Source organism: Corynebacterium sp. HMSC075D04, assembly GCF_001815635.1.
GTDB classification, from domain to species: Bacteria; Actinomycetota; Actinomycetes; order Mycobacteriales; family Mycobacteriaceae; genus Corynebacterium; species Corynebacterium coyleae.
The window spans coordinates 1-20,411 of the sequence record NZ_KV821330.1 but is presented as its reverse complement, the minus strand read 5'-3'; the positions used below and the strand labels follow the sequence as shown (position 1 = coordinate 20,411).

Annotated in this window: 20 protein-coding genes and 1 pseudogene; 9 read left to right on the top strand and 12 right to left on the bottom strand. The window is 62.3% G+C overall.

Annotated features, from left to right (window positions below):
- Positions 1 to 15: 15 nt before the first annotated feature.
- Positions 16 to 795, top strand: coding sequence for an isoprenyl transferase (locus HMPREF3048_RS04220; protein WP_070421686.1), 780 nt, complete (start codon positions 16 to 18; stop codon positions 793 to 795).
- Positions 796 to 807: 12 nt separating this feature from the next.
- Here HMPREF3048_RS04220 and coaA read toward each other — a convergent pair whose 3' ends face one another.
- Positions 808 to 1,731, bottom strand: coding sequence for a type I pantothenate kinase (coaA, locus tag HMPREF3048_RS04215; protein WP_070421685.1), 924 nt, complete (start codon positions 1,729 to 1,731; stop codon positions 808 to 810).
- A 112-nt stretch (positions 1,732 to 1,843) separates the two neighbouring features.
- Here coaA and glyA point away from each other — a divergent pair, with 112 nt between their 5' ends.
- Positions 1,844 to 3,136, top strand: a complete 1,293-nt coding sequence (gene glyA / locus HMPREF3048_RS04210; protein ID WP_070771292.1) for a serine hydroxymethyltransferase — start codon at positions 1,844 to 1,846, stop codon at positions 3,134 to 3,136.
- Here glyA and HMPREF3048_RS04205 read toward each other — a convergent pair.
- Positions 3,133 to 3,519 carry a DUF5997 family protein gene (locus HMPREF3048_RS04205; protein ID WP_070771291.1) on the bottom strand — a complete coding sequence of 129 codons (387 nt, stop codon included), beginning with the start codon at positions 3,517 to 3,519 and terminating at the stop codon, positions 3,133 to 3,135. The two genes, glyA and HMPREF3048_RS04205, sit on opposite strands and share 4 nt — an antisense overlap.
- Before the next feature lie 25 nt (positions 3,520 to 3,544).
- Between HMPREF3048_RS04205 and HMPREF3048_RS04200 the strand changes: the two genes are divergently transcribed.
- Both HMPREF3048_RS04200 and HMPREF3048_RS04195 read left to right on the top strand, forming a co-directional pair.
- Positions 3,545 to 4,165 (top strand): LysR family transcriptional regulator substrate-binding protein, encoded by a 621-nt coding sequence (locus tag HMPREF3048_RS04200; RefSeq protein ID WP_070771287.1) that lies wholly within the window; start codon positions 3,545 to 3,547, stop codon positions 4,163 to 4,165.
- Between the two features lie 25 nt (positions 4,166 to 4,190).
- Positions 4,191 to 4,799, top strand: a complete 609-nt coding sequence (locus HMPREF3048_RS04195; RefSeq protein WP_070452570.1) for a hypothetical protein — start codon at positions 4,191 to 4,193, stop codon at positions 4,797 to 4,799.
- A 66-nt stretch (positions 4,800 to 4,865) separates the two neighbouring features.
- On the opposite strand, the gene HMPREF3048_RS04190 is transcribed toward HMPREF3048_RS04195, so the two are convergent.
- The 4 genes from HMPREF3048_RS04190 to HMPREF3048_RS04175 all read right to left on the bottom strand — a co-directional run bounded on the left by HMPREF3048_RS04190 (position 4,866) and on the right by HMPREF3048_RS04175 (position 9,025).
- Positions 4,866 to 6,425: an MDR family MFS transporter gene (locus HMPREF3048_RS04190; RefSeq protein WP_070421682.1), complete on the bottom strand. Its 1,560-nt coding sequence runs from the start codon at positions 6,423 to 6,425 to the stop codon at positions 4,866 to 4,868.
- Positions 6,419 to 7,027 (bottom strand): TetR/AcrR family transcriptional regulator, encoded by a 609-nt coding sequence (locus tag HMPREF3048_RS04185; RefSeq protein ID WP_070771286.1) that lies wholly within the window; start codon positions 7,025 to 7,027, stop codon positions 6,419 to 6,421. Before HMPREF3048_RS04185 ends, HMPREF3048_RS04190 begins: the two co-directional genes overlap by 7 nt.
- 27 nt (positions 7,028 to 7,054) lie before the next feature.
- Positions 7,055 to 7,558: a hypothetical protein gene (locus tag HMPREF3048_RS04180; protein WP_070482585.1), complete on the bottom strand. Its 504-nt coding sequence runs from the start codon at positions 7,556 to 7,558 to the stop codon at positions 7,055 to 7,057.
- 66 nt (positions 7,559 to 7,624) lie between these two features.
- Positions 7,625 to 9,025, bottom strand: coding sequence for a class II fumarate hydratase (locus HMPREF3048_RS04175; RefSeq protein ID WP_070771285.1), 1,401 nt, complete (start codon positions 9,023 to 9,025; stop codon positions 7,625 to 7,627).
- 103 nt (positions 9,026 to 9,128) lie between these two features.
- Here HMPREF3048_RS04175 and HMPREF3048_RS04170 point away from each other — a divergent pair, with 103 nt between their 5' ends.
- Entirely contained in the window at positions 9,129 to 9,821 is a 693-nt protein-coding gene (locus HMPREF3048_RS04170; RefSeq protein ID WP_083316726.1) for a CPBP family intramembrane glutamic endopeptidase, read from the top strand.
- 53 nt (positions 9,822 to 9,874) lie between these two features.
- Here the strand turns inward: HMPREF3048_RS04170 and glpX are convergent, their stop codons facing one another.
- On the bottom strand, positions 9,875 to 10,885 hold the full coding sequence (glpX, locus tag HMPREF3048_RS04165; RefSeq protein ID WP_070771283.1) for a class II fructose-bisphosphatase: 1,011 nt from the start codon (positions 10,883 to 10,885) through the stop codon (positions 9,875 to 9,877).
- Positions 10,886 to 11,027: 142 nt separating this feature from the next.
- Between glpX and HMPREF3048_RS04160 the strand changes: the two genes are divergently transcribed.
- A complete protein-coding gene (locus tag HMPREF3048_RS04160; RefSeq protein WP_070452588.1) occupies positions 11,028 to 11,600 on the top strand; it encodes a DUF4245 domain-containing protein in 573 nt (190 codons plus the stop codon).
- Positions 11,601 to 11,610: 10 nt separating this feature from the next.
- Here HMPREF3048_RS04160 and HMPREF3048_RS04155 read toward each other — a convergent pair whose 3' ends face one another.
- Both HMPREF3048_RS04155 and xseA read right to left on the bottom strand, forming a co-directional pair.
- Positions 11,611 to 11,880, bottom strand: coding sequence for an exodeoxyribonuclease VII small subunit (locus HMPREF3048_RS04155; RefSeq protein WP_070421676.1), 270 nt, complete (start codon positions 11,878 to 11,880; stop codon positions 11,611 to 11,613).
- Positions 11,881 to 11,922: 42 nt separating this feature from the next.
- Positions 11,923 to 13,197, bottom strand: coding sequence for an exodeoxyribonuclease VII large subunit (xseA, locus tag HMPREF3048_RS04150; protein ID WP_244268710.1), 1,275 nt, complete (start codon positions 13,195 to 13,197; stop codon positions 11,923 to 11,925).
- 103 nt (positions 13,198 to 13,300) lie between these two features.
- On the opposite strand from xseA, the gene HMPREF3048_RS04145 reads away from it, so the two are divergent.
- The gene (locus HMPREF3048_RS04145; protein WP_070771282.1) at positions 13,301 to 14,272 is read left to right on the top strand and encodes a 4-hydroxy-3-methylbut-2-enyl diphosphate reductase; all 972 of its coding nucleotides are present in this window, start codon (positions 13,301 to 13,303) and stop codon (positions 14,270 to 14,272) included.
- A gap of 53 nt (positions 14,273 to 14,325) precedes the next feature.
- Here the strand turns inward: HMPREF3048_RS04145 and HMPREF3048_RS04140 are convergent, their stop codons facing one another.
- From HMPREF3048_RS04140 to HMPREF3048_RS04130, 3 genes are read right to left on the bottom strand one after another with little or no spacing between them, the layout of a single operon-like run.
- Positions 14,326 to 15,003 carry a DUF6542 domain-containing protein gene (locus HMPREF3048_RS04140; protein ID WP_210398416.1) on the bottom strand — a complete coding sequence of 226 codons (678 nt, stop codon included), beginning with the start codon at positions 15,001 to 15,003 and terminating at the stop codon, positions 14,326 to 14,328.
- Between the two features lie 11 nt (positions 15,004 to 15,014).
- On the bottom strand, positions 15,015 to 16,064 hold the full coding sequence (locus HMPREF3048_RS04135; RefSeq protein WP_070771280.1) for a DNA recombination protein RmuC: 1,050 nt from the start codon (positions 16,062 to 16,064) through the stop codon (positions 15,015 to 15,017).
- Positions 16,065 to 16,095: 31 nt separating this feature from the next.
- A complete protein-coding gene (locus HMPREF3048_RS04130) occupies positions 16,096 to 17,466 on the bottom strand; it encodes an AI-2E family transporter (protein WP_070771279.1) in 1,371 nt (456 codons plus the stop codon).
- Positions 17,467 to 17,549: 83 nt separating this feature from the next.
- Between HMPREF3048_RS04130 and ychF the strand changes: the two are divergent.
- Both ychF and HMPREF3048_RS04120 read left to right on the top strand, forming a co-directional pair.
- Positions 17,550 to 18,639, top strand: a pseudogene (gene ychF / locus HMPREF3048_RS04125) (redox-regulated ATPase YchF).
- A gap of 20 nt (positions 18,640 to 18,659) precedes the next feature.
- A complete protein-coding gene (locus HMPREF3048_RS04120) occupies positions 18,660 to 20,171 on the top strand; it encodes a recombinase family protein (protein WP_070421670.1) in 1,512 nt (503 codons plus the stop codon).
- Positions 20,172 to 20,411 lie beyond the last annotated feature (240 nt).

Genomic DNA, 20,411 nt, shown 5'->3' with positions numbered 1-20,411 from the left:
GCTAGAATCAACGTTGTGTCTGTCCTCTCCAAACTGCGCTACCCGCTCTACCAGCTCTATGAAGCACGCCTGAAGCGCGAGCTGCGTGGAAAGAAACGCCCGAAGCACATCGCTGTGATGGCTGACGGGAACCGTCGCTGGGCTCGTGAGTCGGGGTTTAAGGACATTTCCCACGGCCACAGGGTCGGCGGCGCGAAGATTGGCGATTTGGTTCGCTGGTCTGCGGAAATGGACGTCGATGTTCTCACGATTTACCTGCTTTCCACCGAGAACCTTCAGCGCACCTCGGAGGAGGTGGAGCTGCTCTTCGACATCATTTCCGAAGTCATCGAGGACCTCGCCACCGAGGATTACACCTGCCGCGTGCGCTTGGTCGGCCAACTGGACCTGCTGCCGGACGATGTGGCAGCACGCATGCGAGAAAGCGCCGCTACCACTACCGAGAAAGCCGGGCTGACCGTGAATATTGCGGTGGGCTATGGCGGGCGCCAGGAGATCGTGGACGCGGTGCGTGCGCTTATCGACGACACCGCAGCCGCCGGCGCAACCCCCGCCGAAATCAAAGAGGCGGTGACGGTCGACTCGATTGGTGAGCACCTCTACACCAAGGGCCAGCCCGACCCAGATCTGGTGATCCGCACCTCCGGTGAGCAGCGTCTTTCCGGATTCCTGCTGTGGCAGGCCGCGTACTCCGAAATCTGGTTCACGGATACGTACTGGCCAGCGTTTCGCAAGATCGACTTCCTGCGAGCACTGCGCGACTATTCGCAGCGCTCCCGCCGCTTTGGCAAATAAAACCCTGGCGAATTAGAGCTTGCGCATGCGGACGCGCTGAACGGTGTGGTCGTAATCCTTGCGCAGCACAAGCGATGCGCGCACCCGCGTGGGCAGAATGTTTTCCACCAGGTTTGGCAGGTTGATGGACTGCCAGATTTCGCGTGCGGCGTAGGTCGCCTGCGCGTCGTCAAGACCTGCGTAGTGAGCAAAGTGTGCGCCGGGCTCCTGGAATGCGGTATCGCGCAGTTTGAGGAAGCGCTCGATGTACCAGTGCTCGATGTCGGAGGTCTTGGCGTCGACATAGATGGAGAAGTCGAACAGGTCCGACACCATCAGCGTTGGGCCGGTCTGCAATACGTTGAGGCCCTCCAGAATCAAGATGTCTGGCTGGCGTACCTCGATGTACTCGTCCGGGAGAATGTCGTAGGCCTCGTGGGAGTAGATCGGAGCCTTGACCAGGGGCTGACCGGACTTCACCTCGGTGACAAATCGCATGAGGTTGCGGCGGTCGTAAGACTCAGGGAAGCCCTTACGGGCCATCAAGCCGCGCTCCTTGAGCACTGCGGAGGGGTGCAGGAACCCGTCAGTGGTGATCAGGTCGACGCGGGGGTGGGAGTCCCAGCGCTGAAGTAGCACCTGCAGCACACGCGCGGTGGTTGATTTGCCTACTGCGACCGAGCCTGCAAGCCCGATGATGAACGGCACATGCCCCGGATCGCCGCCGATGAACGTTTCGGTGGCTTTGGTCAGTTTCTGGCGTGCTCGTACCTGCAGGTGGATCAGGCGCGACAGCGGTAGGTAAATGTCTTCGACCTCTTGCAGATCGAGGCTCTCACCGATGCCTGCGAGTTTGGTGAGCTCATCTTCGGTGAGCACCTGTGGCATGGTGGCACGACGTTTGCGCCAGTCCTCGCGGTGAAAATCGAGGTAAGGCGAAGAATCGACACGTGGCATGGCCCTATTGTTTCACCTTGGATCCTGTGCATGGAATTCGACATAACACCCGGGTTGCTTACATATACTTCGAAGCGGTAACTACGACTGAACGAGAAAGGACCCGGTGGACGTGTCTGAAGATTTCCGTTACCTCGATCTGGCTACTTTTGACCCCGAAGTTCACGCCGCGATTGTCGACGAGCTAGCGCGCCAGCGCAACACCCTCGAAATGATTGCGTCTGAAAACTTCGTTCCGCGCTCCGTACTTGAGGCACAGGGTTCTGTGCTGACCAACAAGTACGCCGAGGGCTACCCGGGCAAGCGCTACTACGGTGGCTGCGAGCACGTGGACGTTGTGGAGACCCTGGCACAGGAGCGTGCCAAGGAAGTCTTCGGTGCAAAGTTTGCAAACGTGCAGCCACACTCCGGTGCGCAGGCGAACGCCGCTGTGCTAATGGCACTGGCGGAGCCGGGTGACACCATCCTGGGCCTGAACCTGGCTCACGGCGGCCACCTGACCCACGGCATGAAGATCAACTTCTCCGGCCGTCTCTACAACGTGGCAGCGTACGAGGTAGAGAAGGACACCCACCTCATCGATATGGCCAAGCTGCGTGAGCAGGCTCGCGAGGTCAAGCCGAAGGTGATCATCGCCGGCTGGTCCGCCTACCCGCGCCACGAGGACTTCGCTGAGTTCCGCTCGATCGCGGACGAGGTCGGCGCCTACCTGTGGGTTGACATGGCCCACTTCGCCGGCCTGGTTGCGGCTGGCCTGCACCCGTCGCCGGTCCCGCATGCGCACGTGGTGTCCTCCACGGTGCATAAGACGCTGGGTGGCCCACGTTCCGGCTTCATCCTGACCAACGATGAGGAGCTGAACAAGAAGATCAACTCCGCCGTCTTCCCTGGTCAGCAGGGTGGCCCGCTCATGCACGTCATCGCTGCGAAGGCGACCGCGTTCAAGATCGCGGGCATGGAGGAGTTCAAGGACCGTCAGCAGCGCACCATCGACGGTGCGAAGATCCTGGCCGAGCGCCTTACCAGCGAGGACGCGAAGGCTGCCGGCATCGACGTTGTCTCCGGCGGCACCGACGTCCACCTCGTGCTGGTGGACCTGCGTAACTCGCCGATGGATGGCCAGCAGGCCGAGGACCTCCTGCACGCCGCAGGCATCACGGTCAACCGCAACGCGGTGCCGTTCGACCCGCGCCCGCCAAAGGTCACCTCTGGCCTGCGTATCGGCACGTCGGCGCTTGCTACCCGTGGCTTCGGCGAGGAGGACTTCCGCGAGGTGTCCGACATCATCGCCGAGACCCTGATCCAGGGCGAGAAGGCTGATATCCCGGCGCTGCGCGCCCGTGTCGAGGCCCTGGCGGAGAAGTACCCGCTGTACCCGGGCCTTGAAGACTGGAAGATGCTCTAGTCGTTCTGGCCGTCGGCGGCGCTTGCGGTGTCGACATTGTGCCCGCGCTGCTCTGCGAGAGTGGCGCGGGCTTTTTGTAGCCAGTCCGGTTGGTCGTCGAGAAGCGCGCGGATTTGCTCCGTGGTCATCGACTGCTCAACGCCGGATGCTTTCAGCGCGGTCACCGAGATGCCGAGCTTGCGTGCGACCTCGGTACGGGGGTGCGGGCCGTTGAGGCGCAGTTCTTGCAGCCACGCGGGCGGGTTTTCCTGCAGTTCGCGCAGTTCGGCGTGAGTGATGGCGCCGTCCTGGAACTCCTGTGGGGTGGCGGGAAGGTAGATACCGAGTTTTTTCGCCGCGGTCATCGGCTTCATTGCGGTGCCGGATGGGGTCTGTTCAGTCATGCCCAAAACGGTAGCATTACCTGCCATGCTCACCATCGCGTTCGTCACCGGTACTGAACCCGGCAAATGGTTCCGCCGCTACGCCCAAATGTCGGGCGAGGACCCTGCGACATTGCCGTCGGATGATCCGTTTCCCCTCGTCGGCAAGGATGCGGACGCGGCGCTGGTCAGGCTTCCGGACGAGCGGGTCACGGACGAATACCACGTGGTCCGGCTCTACGAGGAGGCCTGGGGCGTGGCCGTGCCAAAGGACTCCGTCTATGCGGAGGTGGGGGAGGTTGATCGCGGGGATCTTGCGGAAGAGATTGTGAATTTCGAGTACGCAGAGCAGCCGCTTATCGACGATCTGCGCACCGCCCTTTCCGTTGTCGCCGCAAACGTCGGCATCGCCTACGGGCCGTTGCCGTTGCTGAAGACGCTTGCGAAGAAGCAGATTAAGGCGCTGCCGATCGACCCGGGGGAAGGCGTTAATACCACGACGGTTGCGCTCGTGTGGCGGAAATCGGACGATTGTGACGCTATCCAGGACTTTGTTGGTATTACGAAGGGGAGAACTCCCAGGTCGTCGCGCACCACGTCGCACCCCCGATCGGGTGGGAAGAAGACTCGACGTTCGCGCGGTGCCCATAATGGGCGACGCACCTAAATCAACATGAAAGGTATGACAAATTATGTTTTCCCGTAAGATCGCTGCTTCCGCCGCTGCTGTAGCCCTGGCTGCTACCGGGTTAGTTGCGTGCTCTAACGACGACGACACCGCGGCAGAGACCGAGGTTGTGGAGGCCACCGCTACTGAGACGAACGTAGAGACTGAGACTGCGGCTGCGAAGACGGAAACCGCTGACGCTTCCGCAACCGATTCCGCGGACTCCATCGGCGCTGCGGGCGAGGGCACCGAGGCGACCGAGGAGATTACAACTGCTGACGGCGGCACCGCAATGGTTCCGGCTGGCGTCGTTGCTGCCATGGATAAGTTTGCTGAGCCGTCCTGGGGCGAGCCGATGAAGGTTGAGCAGGTCGACGAAGGCTGGATCGTTACGTACGACCAGGAGCACTACGTCACCTGGAATGAGAACACCGGTGGCGCACCGACCTGGGGTCAGATTGCCAACGAGTGGATGACCGACGTCAACGTGGATAAGAAGCTGGGCTTCCCGCTGGCTCCGGAGGCTGCTAACCCGGACGAGTCCGGCTGGACCCAGGAGTTCGAGCGCGGCTCCATCAACTGGACCCGTGCTGGCGAAGGCGAGCCGTTCGCCGCGGTGATCACCGAGAAGTAAACCGCGCCCATGTAACGGCGTTCGGCCCGGCCCCATGTGAGGGGCCGGGCCGTTTTCGTTTCCCGGTTAGCTCAAATCTTCCTTGAGTGGGTCTTCCTTGACCGGCAGGAGGATCACGAACGCGATGATGGCCAGCGGCACCATGAGGAGGAACACGGGGGTAAGGCCGTCGTTGTAGCTCGACAGCACGACTTCCTTCACCGGCTGGGGCAGTTGCGCCACGCTGCTCGGGGTTAGCGAGTTCGCGGCACCCTCACCGAATTGCTTGCCTAGCGCAGCACCTTCTTCGCCGAGTTTCGCCAGAGCTTCCGGCAGGCGCTCCTCCAGCTTTTCGCGCATGTTGTGAATGAACAACGAGCCGGACAGGGAGGCGCCGATAGCGGAGCCGATCTGGCGGAAGAAGTTGTTCGTCGACGTTGCGGTGCCCACTTGGGCGAGTGGGAACGAGTTCTGCACGATGAGTACAAGAACCTGCATGACCAGACCAAGGCCGAAACCGAAGATGAACATGTAGATCCCGAGCACGGTCAGCGACGTGTCCACGCTCAGCCGAGAGAACAGGAACAGTCCCACGGTGGTAATGAGCATGCCGGACAGTGGGTACATCTTGTAGCGGCCGGTGCGAGAGATGATGAAGCCGACTGCCGTGCCGGTGCCGAGCATGCCGAGCACCATCGGCAGCATCATAAGGCCCGCGTCGGTCGGGGTCAGTTCGTGCACCATTTGCAAGTACGTCGGGAGGTAGGCGAGAGCACTGGTCATCCCGAGGCCAAGCACCGTGCCCGCCAGGGTGGTCAGCACCATGTTGCGGTTGCGGAACAGCCCCATGGGGATCAGCGGGTTAGTCGCGCGCAGCTCGACAATCACGAACAGCACGGCAGCGATCACAGCGATAGCGCTGGTGGCGATGATGGTCGGGGAGGTCCAGTCGTACTGCGTGCCACCCCACGTGGTGGTGAGGATCAGCGACGTGGTGGCCACGATCATCAGCGTGGTACCGATGTAGTCAAAGTTCATGCCCTTGGCGGATCCGCGGCGCAGCTTCAGCACCTTGGTGCATACCGTCATGGCGAGCAGGCCGAGCGGGATGTTCATCCAGAGCGCCCAACGCCAGCCGGGGCCGTCGGTAAACCAGCCGCCGAGGACCGGACCGAGCACCGAGGACACACCAAATACTGCGCCCATCACGCCCATGTACTTGCCGCGCTCGCGAGCAGGAACGACTTCCGCGATGATGGACTGCGAGTTCACCATCATGCCGCCCGCGCCGAGGCCTTGGATGGCGCGGCCGATGATGAGCAGCTCCATGGTGTTAGCAAAGCCGCCGATGGCGGAGCCGATTACGAACAGGCCGATGCCGGTGATGTAGAGCCACTTGCGGCCCAATACGTCGCCAAGTTTGCCGTTGATGGGCATCGCGATGGTCATCGTGACCAAGAACGAGGAGATGACCCAGCTCATGTGGTCCACGCCGCCGAGGTCACCAACAATGGTCGGCAGGGCCGTGGCGAAGATCATCTGGCCCAGCGAACTCATCAGCATGGTCAGCAGCAGGGCGGCGAACACGACGCCGACGTTCGGGGGAGTGGCTTGAAGTGGGTGGCGTCCCGCGCGGTTGTCTACCATGTCATGTCCTTTGCGTAATTCGTGATGTCTTTGGCGTATTCGATGAGCAGCTCGATTGGGTCTCCTTCATCAGGCGGTGCCCAGAGGTACCTGGTCACGACCCCTTGAAATAGCACGACGATGAATAGTGCTTCCGCCTCCAGCGATCCCGAATGCTTGCGGTCCTGCGGGAAGGTTTCAAAGTGGGCGCGGAGGGCGCGACCAATTTCGGTGAGGAATCCGCGCTTTCGGGCGGCTTCGGCGTGCATCAAGCCCGGGTTGTTCTCCAGTAATTGACGACGACACTTCGCCGCCGGACCATCAAACGTGCCCGGCTCAACCACGATGGAACGAATGACAAGCTCCAGCACGTTGTCGCTCTGGGTCGTGCGGATCGCGTCCAGCGCGTCCTCGTCGAGGGTGAACGGAAACGATCCCAAGATCGCCTCGTCCTTAGATTCCACATAGTTGAAGAAGGTTCGCCGGGAGATGCCTGCCTCGCGGCAGATGTCGTCGACGGTGACGTTGTCGTAGCCACGCTTGTCGACAAGCGCCGCCGCCTCGTTGCGGATGCGCCGTAGCGTCTCGCGGCGCTTCTGTTCCCGAATTCCTTCATTTTGCACGGGGTGCAATATTACACCCGGTGCACGTTAAGGCAAACCGGCGGAGAGTTCCCCTTCTACCAGCGCTTTTTCGCCTTCAAAGTACGTCAGTTTCACAATCCCGGGCTCTTGCTTTTCGACGACCCACCGCCCCGAACCATCCCCACACGGCTTCGTCAACGGCACCGACGCACCGTCCTCACCGATCAGTGCGGTGCATCCGGTCAACGGATACGTCACCGACGCGGTCCCACCACCGAAGGTTGCCACCGCTGGCCAGGCCTTCACTTTCGCGTTGTCCTCCAGGCTGTTCAGGGTGCCGGTGTAGGTGCCGGTGGGGGAGGTGGAGTCGTCGTCACGCAACTGCGGCTGCGCGGTCACCGTGACGGTTTCGGGCACCTCGTTGGTCGGCTCCGGCTTCGGGTTGGCGTACCAATATGCCGCAGCGAGCGCGACGCCGATCACGGCGACAATCAGCGCGAGCACACCACCGACGACCCACGGCTTGTTCGGGCCACCGGCAGTGCGCAGCTCGGAGAAAGAATCAGGCATGAAAAAGCCCCCAGCATGTTGAAGTGAAGTGCTGGGGGCAGATTCTAGCTAGGTGCGAGCTACGGCCTAGTTTCGGTCGGTGTTGGCCATGGACAGCACATCGAGGCGCTTGTCCAGCTCCTCCTCGGTGAGCTTCTCACCATCGACGAAACCAAGGTCGATGGTGGCCTGACGGATGGTGATGCCCTCCTTGATCGCATGCTTGGCGATCTTGGCTGCGTTCTCGTAACCAATTGCAGAGTTCAGCGGGGTCACGATCGACGGGGAAGACTCGGCAAGCTCGCGCATGTGCTCGACGTTCGGCTCGATGCCGTCAACAAGCTTGGTAGCGAACTGACGGGAAGTGTTCGCCAGCAGGCGCGAGGACTCGAGCACGTTGCGTGCCATCATCGGGATGAACACGTTGAGCTCGAACTGACCCTGGGTGCCGCCGAACGCAACAGCTGCGTCATTACCAATGACCTGCGCGGACACCTGCGTAGCGGTCTCGCACAGCACCGGGTTGACCTTGCCCGGCATGATCGAGGAACCCGGCTGCAGATCCGGCAGGTGGATCTCAGCGAAGCCAGCCAGCGGGCCCGAGCCCATCAAGCGGATATCGTTCGCAATCTTGTACAGGGAAACCGCCACGGAACGCATCGCGCCGGAGAACTCCACCAGGCTGTCGCGGTTCGCCTGCGCCTCAAAGTGGTTCTTTGCCTCGGAGAGCTCATCCAGGCCGGTGAGCTTCTTGAGCTCGTCGGTAACCTTGCCGCCGAACTCAGCCGGAGTGTTGATGCCGGTGCCCACAGCGGTGCCGCCAATGGCCAGCTCGCCCAGACGGTGCAGGGTCGCCTCGACGCGCTCGACACCCAGCTCGATCTGGCGTGCGTAGCCGGAGAACTCCTGACCCAAGGTGACCGGGGTGGCATCCATCAAGTGGGTGCGGCCCGACTTCACAACCTCGTGCCACTCCTTCGCCTTCTTCTCCAGGGACTCCTGGAGCACCTTCAGCGCCGGGATGAGATCGTTTGCGGCAGCCTCGGTGGCAGCAACGTGAGTAGCGGTCGGGAAGGTGTCGTTAGAGGACTGGCCCATGTTCACATGGTCGTTCGGGTGAACCTCAACACCGTTCGCCTTCGCGATGGACGCGATGACCTCATTGGTGTTCATGTTCGACGAGGTGCCGGAACCGGTCTGGAACACATCGATCGGGAACTGGTCGTCGTGCTTGCCGTCCGCAATCTCCTTCGCAGCAGCGATGATCGCGTCCGCCTTCTCAGCGTCCAGCTTGCCCAGGTCCTTGTTCACCTGAGCACACGCAGCCTTCAGCAGACCAAGTGCGCGAATCTGCTGGGCCTCAAGGCCGCGGCCGGAGATTGGGAAGTTCTCCACAGCACGCTGCGTCTGGGCGCGCCAGAGAGCGTCGACGGGCACCTTGACCTCGCCCATCGTGTCATGTTCGATGCGGTATTCCTGATCAGCCATGATTGTCCTTTACTTCTGTCCCATGCACGCCACGCACGCTAAAGTGCGCTCGTGCCTTTCCAAAGATCGATTATGCCCCAGATAACAAAAATGAGGAGCTGTAATGTCTGAAAACCGGACACAAAAGGCCCCCGCATTGAGGGATGCGCTGGTGGCGTTGGCAGCAATGGCCACTATGTACGCCCTTTTGGCGGGACAAGGTCTGCTGTTGGTGCACGCGAATGTGTCCCGCACCGTCGCGATCAGCATGCTGCCCCTTGCGGTTCTCATTGCCATCGTTGTGCCCTTGGTTCTGCTTATCCGCTACATGAAAAGTCGCGGACTCGAGCTGGGGTTTACGCGGCTAGGGAGTCGAGGCTGGCATGTGCTGTGGCAAGTTCCGGCAGTGATCGTCGGGGCGGCTGCATCGAGCGCTATCGTCGGCTCGCTGATCGGGATGGAACCAGGCGGAGGCTCAACCGCAGATGACTTAGCCAAAGAAGCCGGAAGTGTGGCGCCGGTGCTCATCTTGCTTGCCGGTTATCTGCTGCTCGGGCCAGTGATTGAAGAGATTGTGTTCCGCCGTGTGCTCATGGGCTACTTTGACACGCTCATGCCGGCAGCAGCGAGCGTGCTGCTCACCTCCGCCATCTTTGCTGCAGCCCATATCGCGCCACCCGTGATCGTCTACACATTCTTCTGCGGCGTCGGCTTGGCGCTGGTCGCACGGTTCCACGGCAGCATCACCGCGAGTTTCATCGTGCACGTAGCCAACAACGTCGCGGCTAGCGCAGCAGTCATTGGTGCCTTGTTCTAGAACGACAAAGCCCCGCGCTCTTCGCTGAGAAGGCGCGGGGCAAAAGTCAGGTTCTACTTGGTTGGTTCGGAGTAATCGACCACCGAGTAGTCCTGCAGCTTGGCCAGCTGGTGCTGGGATTCGACGTATCGCACGGTGCCGGACTTCGAACGCATCACCAGCGAACGGGTGGTGGCGCCAGACTTGCGGTAGGTCACGCCACGCAGCATGTCACCGTTGGTCACGCCGGTAGCGGCGAAGTAGCAGTTATCAGAGGTGACCAGGTCGTTGATACCCAGGACACGATCCAGGTCGTGGCCAGCGGCGAGTACCTTCTCGCGCTCCTCGTCGGACTGCGGGGCCAGCATGCCCTGGATGTCGCCCCCAAGGCACTTCAGCGCACATGCGGTGACAACACCTTCCGGGGTGCCGCCAATGCCCATAGCGATGTCGATGGAGCTGTTGTCCTGAGCGGCAGCAATTGCGCCGGCAACGTCGCCGTCCATGATGAAGCGAACCTTGGCGCCGGCGGCACGGATCTCCTCGACCAGCTTGTCGTGACGCGGGCGATCCAACACAACAACCGTGATGTCAGCCGGACGAACACCCTTCGCCTTAGCAACCGACTTGATGTTGTCCTCAACGGAAGCAGTGATATCAATCGCGCCGACCGCCTCAGGGCCAACCGCGATCTTGTTCATGTAGAACGCGTCCTGCGGGTTAAACATGGAGCCACGATCCGCGGCAGCAATGACAGAAATCGCGTTCGGGCGACCCTCTGCCATCAAGCGGGTGCCATCTACCGGGTCAACGGCGATATCCACCGCAGCACCACGGCCGGTGCCAACCTGCTCGCCGTTGAACAGCATCGGGGCCTCGTCCTTCTCGCCTTCGCCGATCACGATCACGCCGTCCATCTCCACGGAGTTGATCATCTTGCGCATCGCGTTCACGGCGGCGCCGTCGCCCTCGTTCTTCTGTCCGCGACCCACCCAACGACCAGAGGCGAGCGCTGCTGCCTCCGTCACACGGACGAGCTCCATTGCTAGGTTGCGGTCAGGGACAAGTTCAGACTGTTCAGTCATCGCGGGGGCCTTCCTCCAGAGGACAAAAATCGACCCCTCTATTCTGGCACTTCCACACGCCGAAGTGTTGGTATCGCCCACCTTTACGGGGGAGAAGCCCGCCCGTTCTGGGGTGCAGGTGGCTCATGACATACTGAAACGCGTGGCAAACGACAAGAAACCCCGCATCTTCCAAAACGGCCGAGACATGGCAATCAACGCCGTGCTCATTGTGGTGCTCATGCTCGTCGCTGTCGGCGCGACCGGGCTGTGCTCCTTCAACCCCGGCGCCCCAGAATCCGGCCCCGTGCAGGAGGTCGACGCAGAAGCGTTCCTCGACCTCGAGGCGCGTGCGGTGAACTACCCGGTGCGCTACCCGCAGATGCCAGAAGGCTGGACCACCAACTCGGCGCGCCGCAGCATGCTTGCCGGCAACTCGGCACCCGTCGTCGGGTGGGTCACCCCGAACCGTGGCTACCTGCAACTCACCCAGACTGGCGTCGATAAGGATGCGGCGCTCCAAGCCTCCAACACCGACAACCGTATGCTCGATCGCACAGTGCGTATCGACGACACCGACGTCGAGGTCTACACCAGCGACGAACGCGAGGTCCGCGACCTGTGGATTGTGGACGCCGGCGACGCACGCTTCGTCGTCACCGGCGCAGGCAGCACGGACGAGTTCGAAGAGCTCATCAGCGCAGCGCTGAAGGCTACTCCGATCACACCCCAGTAGCTTCTAGTACTTACTGCTCAGGAGCCTGCCCGCTGACCTGACGGGTGCTGATGGCTTCTTCGACGCGCTTCGAAGCGCCGTCGAGAAGCACCTCGCACCGCTTCGCCAGCGCCTCACCGCGCTCCCAATACTTCAACGACTCGTCCAAACTCATCTGGCCGAGCTCCAAAATCTTCACCGTCTCCACAAGCTCATCGCGAGCCTGCTCGTAGGTCAGCGTCTCCGGGTCCGGGAAAGCATTGTCGTTCGCCTGGCCGGATCCAAACGTGTTGTCTGTCATGAGTGTTCCTTAAACGTTCTTAGTTGACTTCAGCTGGTTGCATTAATCAGCGGGAGTGGTGGACATCGAAGCGGCGGTAATCGAGCCATCGCCGACACGGATACGCAGCTGCGCGCCGGGCTGAGCCTGATCAATAGAGGTCACAACCTCAGGGCCAGAGTGGTCGCGCGGAACCACCTGCACCACGGCGTAACCACGGGCCAAGGTTGCAGAGGGGCCGAGCGCCGACACCTGGGCGCGCAACGCCGAGACCTGCTGGTTCTCACGCTGCAGCACATGGGAAATGTCGCGGCGGATCAACGCCTGGGCGCGCTCCACTTCCTCGCGGCGGCGCGTGATCGCCATCATCGGATCCGCTAGGGCAGGACGGGTGCGAATCGACGCGAGGCCGTTTCGTTCCCGCTGCACCCATCCGCGCAGGGCGGCGGACATGCGGGCACGTGCTTCGTCGATAAGCGCACGCTCCTGCACAACATCCGGCACGGCACGCTTCGCAGCATCGGTCGGGGTGGCGGCGCGAACATCAGCCACATTGTCCAGCACCGGGTTATCCGGCTCGTGGCCAATCGCCGAAATGACAGGTGTGCCAGCGGCCGCCACCGCGCGTTGCAGGGCCTCCTCCGAAAACGGCAACAAGTCCTCAACCGAACCGCCGCCGCGGGCGATGATGATCACCTCCACGTCCGGATCGCGATCCAGCACCTGCAGTGCCTCGATCACCGCAGGCACGGTCGTCGGCCCCTGCACTGGCGTGTTGATGATCTCAAAGTTCACCTGCGGCCAACGCCCCTGCGCCACCGTGACCACGTCACGCTCCGCAGCTGAACCTCGCCCCGTAATCAGGCCCACCTTCTTCGGCAAGTAGGGCAGCGGACGCTTCCGCGCCGGATCAAACAGGCCCTCGGCCGCCAACTGCTTACGCAACGCCTCAATGCGCGCCAACAGCTCGCCTGCGCCAACGTGGCGGATCTCCGCCACCTTCATCGAAAACGAGCCGCGGCCTTGATAAAACGTCGGCTTACCGTATGCGACCACGCGGTCGCCGTCCTTCAACGGCACAGCCATGCCGGTCAGTAACGACGTCTCCGCCGTCAACTGCACCGAAACCTGCTCCTGTGTGTCCCGCAGCGTCATATATGACAGCCGCCACGACGGCTTCGTATTGATCTGCGTGAGCTGGCCCTCAATCCACAACCAACCCAGCCGGTCGATCCAACTCTTCACGGAGTTATTGAGCTTGGCCACAGACCACGGCGTTTCCGGCGTGCTCTTCGGCGGCGCACTCTGCGCACCTTGCACACCTTGTGTTTCTGTCACGCGATGCTCCTTTCTCCCCAGTTCTTCTGCCAGGTAAACAGTACCCGGCGGGCACGATTTACCCGCCTACTGTTTTTGACGCAGATTCGTTAGGGTTGGTTCCATGACTGATCAGGGTAAGAAAGTGCTACTCGCGTCCCCACGCGGATACTGTGCAGGCGTGGACCGCGCCGTGGAGACCGTAGAAAAGGCGCTGGAGAAGTACGGCGCCCCCGTCTACGTGCGCAAGGAGATCGTGCACAACAAGTACGTGGTGGAGACGCTGCAGGACCGCGGCGTGATCTTTGTCGACGAAACCGACGAGGTCCCCGAAGGATCCCACCTCGTGTTCTCCGCCCACGGTGTGTCGCCCGCAGTGCGCGAATCCGCCAAGGAGCGCAGCCTGCACACCCTCGACGCATCCTGCCCGCTGGTGACCAAGGTGCACAACGAGGCGAAGCGCTTCGCCCGCGACGGCTACCACATCCTGCTCGTCGGCCACGAAGGCCACGAAGAGGTCGAAGGCACCGCAGGTGAGGCTCCGGACATCACCCACCTCGTCGACGGCGTCGACGGCGTCGACCGCCTGCCGGACTTCCCGGAGGGGCAGAAGCTGGTGTGGCTGTCCCAGACGACGCTGTCTGTCGACGAGACCATGGAGATCGTCAACAAACTGCACGAGCGTTACCCGAACTTGGAGAACCCGCCGAGCGACGACATTTGTTACGCCACCCAAAACCGCCAGGCCGCAGTGAAGAAGATCGCGCCGCAAAGTGACCTGGTCATCGTGGTTGGCTCCCAGAACTCGTCCAACTCGAAACGCCTCGTCGAGGTCGCGCTCGAGGCCGGCGCGCAGGAGTCCCACCTGGTCGATTACGCCCACCAAGTCGACGATGCCTGGTTCGACGGTGTCAACACCGTCGGCGTGACCTCCGGCGCGTCGGTGCCGGACATCCTCGTCCGCGAACTGCTCGACTACCTGGGGGAGAAGGGCTACGGCGACGTGGAAGAGGTCACCACCACCGTGGAGACCATCACGTTCTCCCTGCCGCGCGAACTGCGCCTGCCGCGCCGCGAGGCACCGCTCGAGGCATAAACCCCGCCGAGAACGACCAAAGGCCTTGCCCCGTTGACATCGGGACAAGGCCTTTAGCCTTTGTACAAGTCCTCGCCGAGGCGGTGAACCGCACGTGAAGAACCACCGGTTTCTCCGGATCTACGCGAGCCACTCGCATTTGCCTTGCGACGACGCGCCCCCTCCGACTTCGCCCGCTCCAACAACTCCTGCACAGGAACCGACCGAGCCTGCTCGCGAGCCCTCCGTCCTTGCGAATTCGTGCGACGGTTGCTGCGGTTCTGTGACGTCCGCTCAGCCATCTCGCGGCGCTGGATCGCAGCATTCTGGCGACGAATCAACCGCAACCGCACCGCAGCGATCACAAGCGAACCTGCGGTGGTGAAAAACAAGACTGGGAAATACTCCGCCACCGGGTACACGATGCCAAGCAGAGCAGTCTTCGCGCTCGCCCCACCCGCCGAAAGGCCGTCGCGTGACATGCCATACCCCGTCGCCACCAGTGCGGCGACGAACATGAGCGGTGCGCTCGTGACCGTTAGGGACAGACCCTTCGGGTTCACCAGCGTGGTCACCGCAATGACCGCGAGGGTGTACAGCGCAAGAAACGGCCACGAAAATACACCGGCAGACAGCGACAACAGTGCCCCGGTGAACAAGGCGGCGAAAACGATGCCGAGTCCAGACCCCGTCGGCAACCCAACAAAGGTGGTGGACGTAGGGGAATGGCTCCGGCTCGAAAGATGTGACACGCTGACGCAGTTTACCTGCCGTCGTCCTCCGCCATGTGCCGGGCACGCGCCGAAATAGGATTCAGCTCTGGAGCCTGTTCCCTCCGGGCAGGAACGTGAGCCTCCTCGAGCTTACGTGCCGTGACCATCACGCGGGAATCCATCGATGCCAACGTGGCGTTATAAGCCTCAACCGCCTTTTCCAATGAGGCGCCGACTTTGTTGTAGTGGCGGGCCATCGTCGATAGACGCTGGTGCAACTCTGCCCCGAGGCGCTGGACCTCCTTCGCGGACGCGTTGATGGACTCCTGACGCCAGCCGAGGGCGACTGTGCGCAACAGTGCAAACAGCGTGGTCGGGGTGGCGATGACGACGTCGCGTGAAAACGCATAGTCAAGCAGTTCCGGGTCGAGGCCGAGCGCCGCATCCAAAAACGGATCCGCTGGCACAAACAACACGACGAACTCCGGGGTCGGCTGGAACGCGTTGATGTACGCCTTGTTCGACAACGTATCCACATGCGAACGCAGCAAATGCACATGGCGACGCAGGTGGGCGTCGTGCTCCTCCGGATCATCCGTGTTCAACGCGTCCAGGTAGGAACCGAAGGGAACCTTCGCGTCCACAACAATGTTGCGCCCCTGGGTAAGGCGGATGATCATGTCGGGGCGGACGCGGGTGTCGTCGATACGCATGTGCGCCTGCGTATCAAAGTCAACGTGTTCGAGCATGCCACCGAGCTCCACAACGCGCTCTAGCTGCATCTCGCCCCACCGTCCGCGGGTCTGCGGGGAGCGCAAAGCGGTGATGAGCTGGTCCGTGCGGTCGCCGAGACGCGCGGAGGTCCGTCCGATCGCCTGGACCTGACCTGCGATTGCCGACGACGCCACTGCCTGCTGCTTATCCATCGCATCAATCTGCTCACGCATGTCCTTCAACGCGCGAGCGACGGGGCGGAGATCCTGTGGCGGAGCCGGCTGAGGTGCAGAACGGCGAAACCACGCCACGCCAGCGAATACCCCGACGATAAACCCGGCGAGGAGACCCGTTGCAAGGATAAGAAAGACCGTTGACGTTTGCATGCCGCAGATCTAACCACCCCGGCACGACACACTACTCGCCGGGTTCGCTTTTATGTTCGAACTCCCTGCGTCGCAAGATGGTGCGGCTGCCCACCTCGCGCAACTTCTTCAGGCTATTCGCGCTGAAGTGGGGTGAGTCATCGTCCTGTGCAGCTGGATCGTCGTCAGGGGTTTGCGGAGCGTTGACCCAGTCGCGCTCGCCGCGCCACGCCTCGCGCTTGTGCACCGACTCTGCCTCGTCGATTTCCGCGATGAGCTTGCCCTCTTCGGTGGCAAAAGTGAGGTCCTCGGCACTGACCTCGCCGGCGTTGATGCGCAGGATGTCCAACACGTAGCGGTACACCACAGCGATCATCGCAGCTGTCGGCACCGCGAGGAAACCGCCCATGAGGCCGAAGAGGCCACCGCCGACGGTCACGGAGATCAGCACGATCACCGGGTGCAAGTTCATCGCCTTGGACTGCAGTAGGGGAGAGAGCACGTTGCCCTCAAGCTGCTGGGTGGCCAGGACGATGCCGAGCACGATCAGGGCCTTGGTGAACCCGAGCGTGACCAGTGCGATCAGGACCGCCAGCGCGCCCGCGACCACCGCACCGACGATCGGGATGAAGCCTGCAACGAACGTAATAATCGCAAGCGTGAACGCCATGGGAACGCCGACGATGGCAATGCCGATGCCGATCACCAGCGCATCGATAAGCGAGCACACCGCCTGCGCCCTGATGAAGCCCGACAGGGTGTTCCAAGCGCGGGTCAACAGTTCCGTGAAATGGAGTCCCGTGCGTCCGCCCGTCGCGCCGCGCAGCCACGGCAGGAAGCGGTGGCCGTCCTTCAGGAAGAAGAAGGTCAGCACGAACAGCACCATCAGCGTCACCGACAGGCCTGCCGCGGTGTTGATGCCGGAGAACACGCCACCGGCGATGGCGCCGGCCTGGTTCTGGACCCACCGCGTGATTTCGTCGACACCCTCGTTCAGGTTCTCCGGGTTAAGGTTCAGCGGTGGACCCTGCGCCCACAACTGCAGGCGCTGCACACCCTCGAGCGCCTGGATGTACAGCAGCCGCGATTGGCCCACAATATCGGGGGCGACGATCATGCCGAGGGCTGCCAGCACGCCGAAGAACAGCAACATGGTCACCATGGCCGCGAGGCCATCGGCGAACTTATGGTTGCGCAGCCAGCTCGCAACCGGGGCAAGCACCGTGCACACAATCAGCGCGAGCACCGCAGGCAACACGCCGACCCAAAAGGCGCCGATGAGCTTGCCGATTGCGAAGAAAAACAGCGCGATGACCAGCAGGCGCAGCGTAAATTTCGCCCCGGAGGAAACCCAGGCGTTAAACACCACGATGCGATCGACGCGGTCGTCGCGCTTGTCTGCAGGCTGAATCGGAGCGGTCACGCGAACTATTGTGCCCCACTGCACATTGCTTTGCGACGAACCCCTCACAACCAGCGCCACAACGTGGGATAGGATGGAGCGCCGTGAGCCTTACTCTTGGAATTGTCGGTCTGCCCAACGTCGGTAAATCCACCTTGTTTAATGCGCTGACGCGTAACGAGGTGCTTGCCGCTAACTACCCGTTCGCCACCATCGAGCCGAACATCGGCCTGGTGGAGCTGCCGGATCCGCGCCTGGACCGGCTGGCGGAAATCTTCGACTCGGAGCGTGTGCTGCCCGCGACCGTGTCCTTCGTGGACATCGCCGGCATCGTCAAGGGCGCGTCCGAGGGCGAGGGCATGGGCAACGCCTTTTTGGCCAACATCCGCGAGGCGGACGCGATCTGCCAGGTGGTGCGTGCGTTTTCCGACGACAACGTCATCCACGTCGACGGCCAGGTCAACCCGTCCTCCGACATCGACGTGATTAACACCGAGCTGATCCTCGCGGACCTGCAGACCATCGAGAAGGCCCTGCCGCGTCTGGAGAAGGACGGCCGCAAGGACAAGGACATTGCCGACCAGGCCGAGGAGGCTAAGAAGGCCCAGGCCATTCTTGAAGACGGCCGCACCCTGTTCGCCGCCTCCAAAACCCGGCGACATCGACCTGGCGCTGCTGCACCACCTGCACCTGATGACCGCCAAGCCGTTCCTCTACGTCTTCAACTCCGACGAAGCCGTGCTGACCGACGAGGCGAAGAAACAGGAACTGCGCGAACTCGTCGCCCCTGCCGAGGCTGTGTTCCTCGACGCCCAGACCGAAACCGAGCTGCTCGAACTTGACGACGAAGACGCAGCCGAGCTCCTCGCCGCCGTCGGCCAAAACGAACCAGGTTTGAAGACCCTGGCCAAGGCCGGCTTTGACACCCTCGGCCTGCAGACCTACCTCACCGCAGGCCCGAAGGAGGCTCGCGCCTGGACCATCCACAAGGGGGACACCGCCCCGAAGGCCGCAGGCGTGATCCACTCCGACTTTGAAAAGGGTTTCATCAAGGCCGAGATCGTCGGCTTCGAAGACCTGGACGCGCTCGGCTCCATGGCCGAGGCCCGCGCCGCCGGCAAGGTCCGCCAGGAAGGCAAGGACTACGTCATGGTCGACGGCGACGTGGTGGAGTTTCGTTTCAATGTAACCTGAGGCGCGCTAGTGTTAGCGGCATGACAACACGTGCTGCTATTTACCTCCGTATCTCGCTCGATGCTGCCATGGACGGCCTCGCCATCGACCGGCAGCGCCAGGACTGCGAAGCCCTTGCCGAGCAACGCGGCTGGGACGTCGTGCATACCTACGTCGATCAGTCGATCTCCGCGTCGAAGAAGGACGTGGACCGCCCCGACTACGACGCGATGGTGGCGTCCTTTGAGCGCGGCGAGATCGACGCGATCATTTGCTGGGACCTCGACCGCCTCACACGGCAGCCCTGGCAGCTCGAAGAGTGGATCGACAGGGCAGAGGAGCAGGGGCTGAAACTCGTCACTGCGAACGGTGATGCTGACCTTGCCACCGACGGCGGCAGAATGTACGCGCGCATCAAAGCAGCCGTGGCACGCGGCGAGATCGAGCGAAAGAGCATGCGCCAGTCTCGTGCGCAACAGCAACGCGCCGAGCAGGGCCGCTGGTACTCCGGCGGTGTGCGCCCTATCGGCTACACCTCCACCGGCGAGATCATTCCATCCGAAGCCGCCGCCGTGCTCGGTATGTTCCGCGCTGTCGAGAGGGGCAACTCCATGCGCGACATTGCGCGCGCCTTATCTGGGGTCGATCAACCGGGCTTGCCGGATATCCCGACCACGCCGCGCCATATGTACACCGTGGTCACAGAGCGCAACGCTCGACGCCGCGCTGAAGGCCAGGAAGAAAAGCCGGTTCCCGACGCGCAGCCGTGGGCCTACACGTCGTTGCACTCGATCCTGCGCAACCCCGTGTATGCGGGTTACTCCACTTATAAGAAGGCCAAGCGCAAAGGCGTGAAGAACAAATACCGCCGTGTCACGCATATCGTCCGCGACCCCGATACCGGCGAGCCGGTGAAAGGGCAGTGGGAGCCGATCGTCACACCAGATCTGTGGTGGCGCGTGCAGAACGTGCTCGACGATCCCGACCGGCTGACCAACAAGGAGCGCCGGAACACTCGCCGCCATCTCGGCTCGGGTCTGTATGTCTGCGACGAGTGTGGCAACCCCGTGCGCACACATGCCGACCGCTACCGCTGCGCCGCCTGTGGATTAGTGCGCACACATAGCGTCGATGATTTTGTGCTCGCCGTGATCCGCGCCCGCCTTGGCCGTGACGACCTGGCGGACCTGCTGCCGACTGTGGACGACGACGAGGTCAACGCCATCGACGACGAACTCGCTGAGCTTCGCGCAAAGCTCGCCCGCGTCCAGGCTGACTACGATGAGGAGCTTATCGAGGCCCGTGACCTCAAGCGCGCGCGAAACCGTTATGAGCCGCAGATCGAGAAACTCGAAACGCGCCGTGCCCGTCTTGCTGGCGCATCGGCGCTGCTCGACACAACCGGCTACGCCTCGCCCGTGGATGCCTTCGACAACGCAGAGCTTGCCGTGCAGCGCCGAGTCATCAATACCCTGTGCCAGGTGCGCCTGCGCCGTGGCGTGCGCGGCACCAAGACCTTTAACCCTGAATCGGTGCAGATCGTGTGGAACTAGGTTGCAGTGTGTGACACGTCAACAATCGCGCGCATGCGCTGCGGCGCGCAAAGCTCTTACGAAGGAACGCCACGGGAGCCGGCAGTTCGGGGGAGATCTGCCTTCGTGTATCGGGGGCGACACTGCTCAACCGTGGCGTTCGCAGGAAGTATGACACGGCTCTTGTTACCCCAGAGGTCGTAGGTTCGAATCCTGCCCCCGCTACCATGTCATGAGTCGCGTCATGCTTGACGGATGAGT

What these genes read in the sequence shown, in the direction of transcription:
- HMPREF3048_RS04135 (WP_070771280.1), bottom strand. Translation starts at nt 16,064, where the DNA reads ATGCAAACGTCAACGGTCTTTCTTATCCTTGCAACGGGTCTCCTCGCC.
- HMPREF3048_RS04120 (WP_070421670.1), top strand. Translation starts at nt 18,660, where the DNA reads ATGACAACACGTGCTGCTATTTACCTCCGTATCTCGCTCGATGCTGCC.
- HMPREF3048_RS04200 (WP_070771287.1), top strand. Translation starts at nt 3,545, where the DNA reads ATGCTCACCATCGCGTTCGTCACCGGTACTGAACCCGGCAAATGGTTC.
- HMPREF3048_RS04155 (WP_070421676.1), bottom strand. Translation starts at nt 11,880, where the DNA reads ATGACAGACAACACGTTTGGATCCGGCCAGGCGAACGACAATGCTTTC.
- HMPREF3048_RS04195 (WP_070452570.1), top strand. Translation starts at nt 4,191, where the DNA reads ATGTTTTCCCGTAAGATCGCTGCTTCCGCCGCTGCTGTAGCCCTGGCT.
- HMPREF3048_RS04190 (WP_070421682.1), bottom strand. Translation starts at nt 6,425, where the DNA reads ATGGTAGACAACCGCGCGGGACGCCACCCACTTCAAGCCACTCCCCCG.
- glpX (WP_070771283.1), bottom strand. Translation starts at nt 10,885, where the DNA reads ATGACTGAACAGTCTGAACTTGTCCCTGACCGCAACCTAGCAATGGAG.
- HMPREF3048_RS04205 (WP_070771291.1), bottom strand. Translation starts at nt 3,519, where the DNA reads ATGACTGAACAGACCCCATCCGGCACCGCAATGAAGCCGATGACCGCG.
- HMPREF3048_RS04145 (WP_070771282.1), top strand. Translation starts at nt 13,301, where the DNA reads ATGACTGATCAGGGTAAGAAAGTGCTACTCGCGTCCCCACGCGGATAC.
- HMPREF3048_RS04180 (WP_070482585.1), bottom strand. Translation starts at nt 7,558, where the DNA reads ATGCCTGATTCTTTCTCCGAGCTGCGCACTGCCGGTGGCCCGAACAAG.
- coaA (WP_070421685.1), bottom strand. Translation starts at nt 1,731, where the DNA reads ATGCCACGTGTCGATTCTTCGCCTTACCTCGATTTTCACCGCGAGGAC.
- HMPREF3048_RS04175 (WP_070771285.1), bottom strand. Translation starts at nt 9,025, where the DNA reads ATGGCTGATCAGGAATACCGCATCGAACATGACACGATGGGCGAGGTC.
- HMPREF3048_RS04170 (WP_083316726.1), top strand. Translation starts at nt 9,129, where the DNA reads ATGTCTGAAAACCGGACACAAAAGGCCCCCGCATTGAGGGATGCGCTG.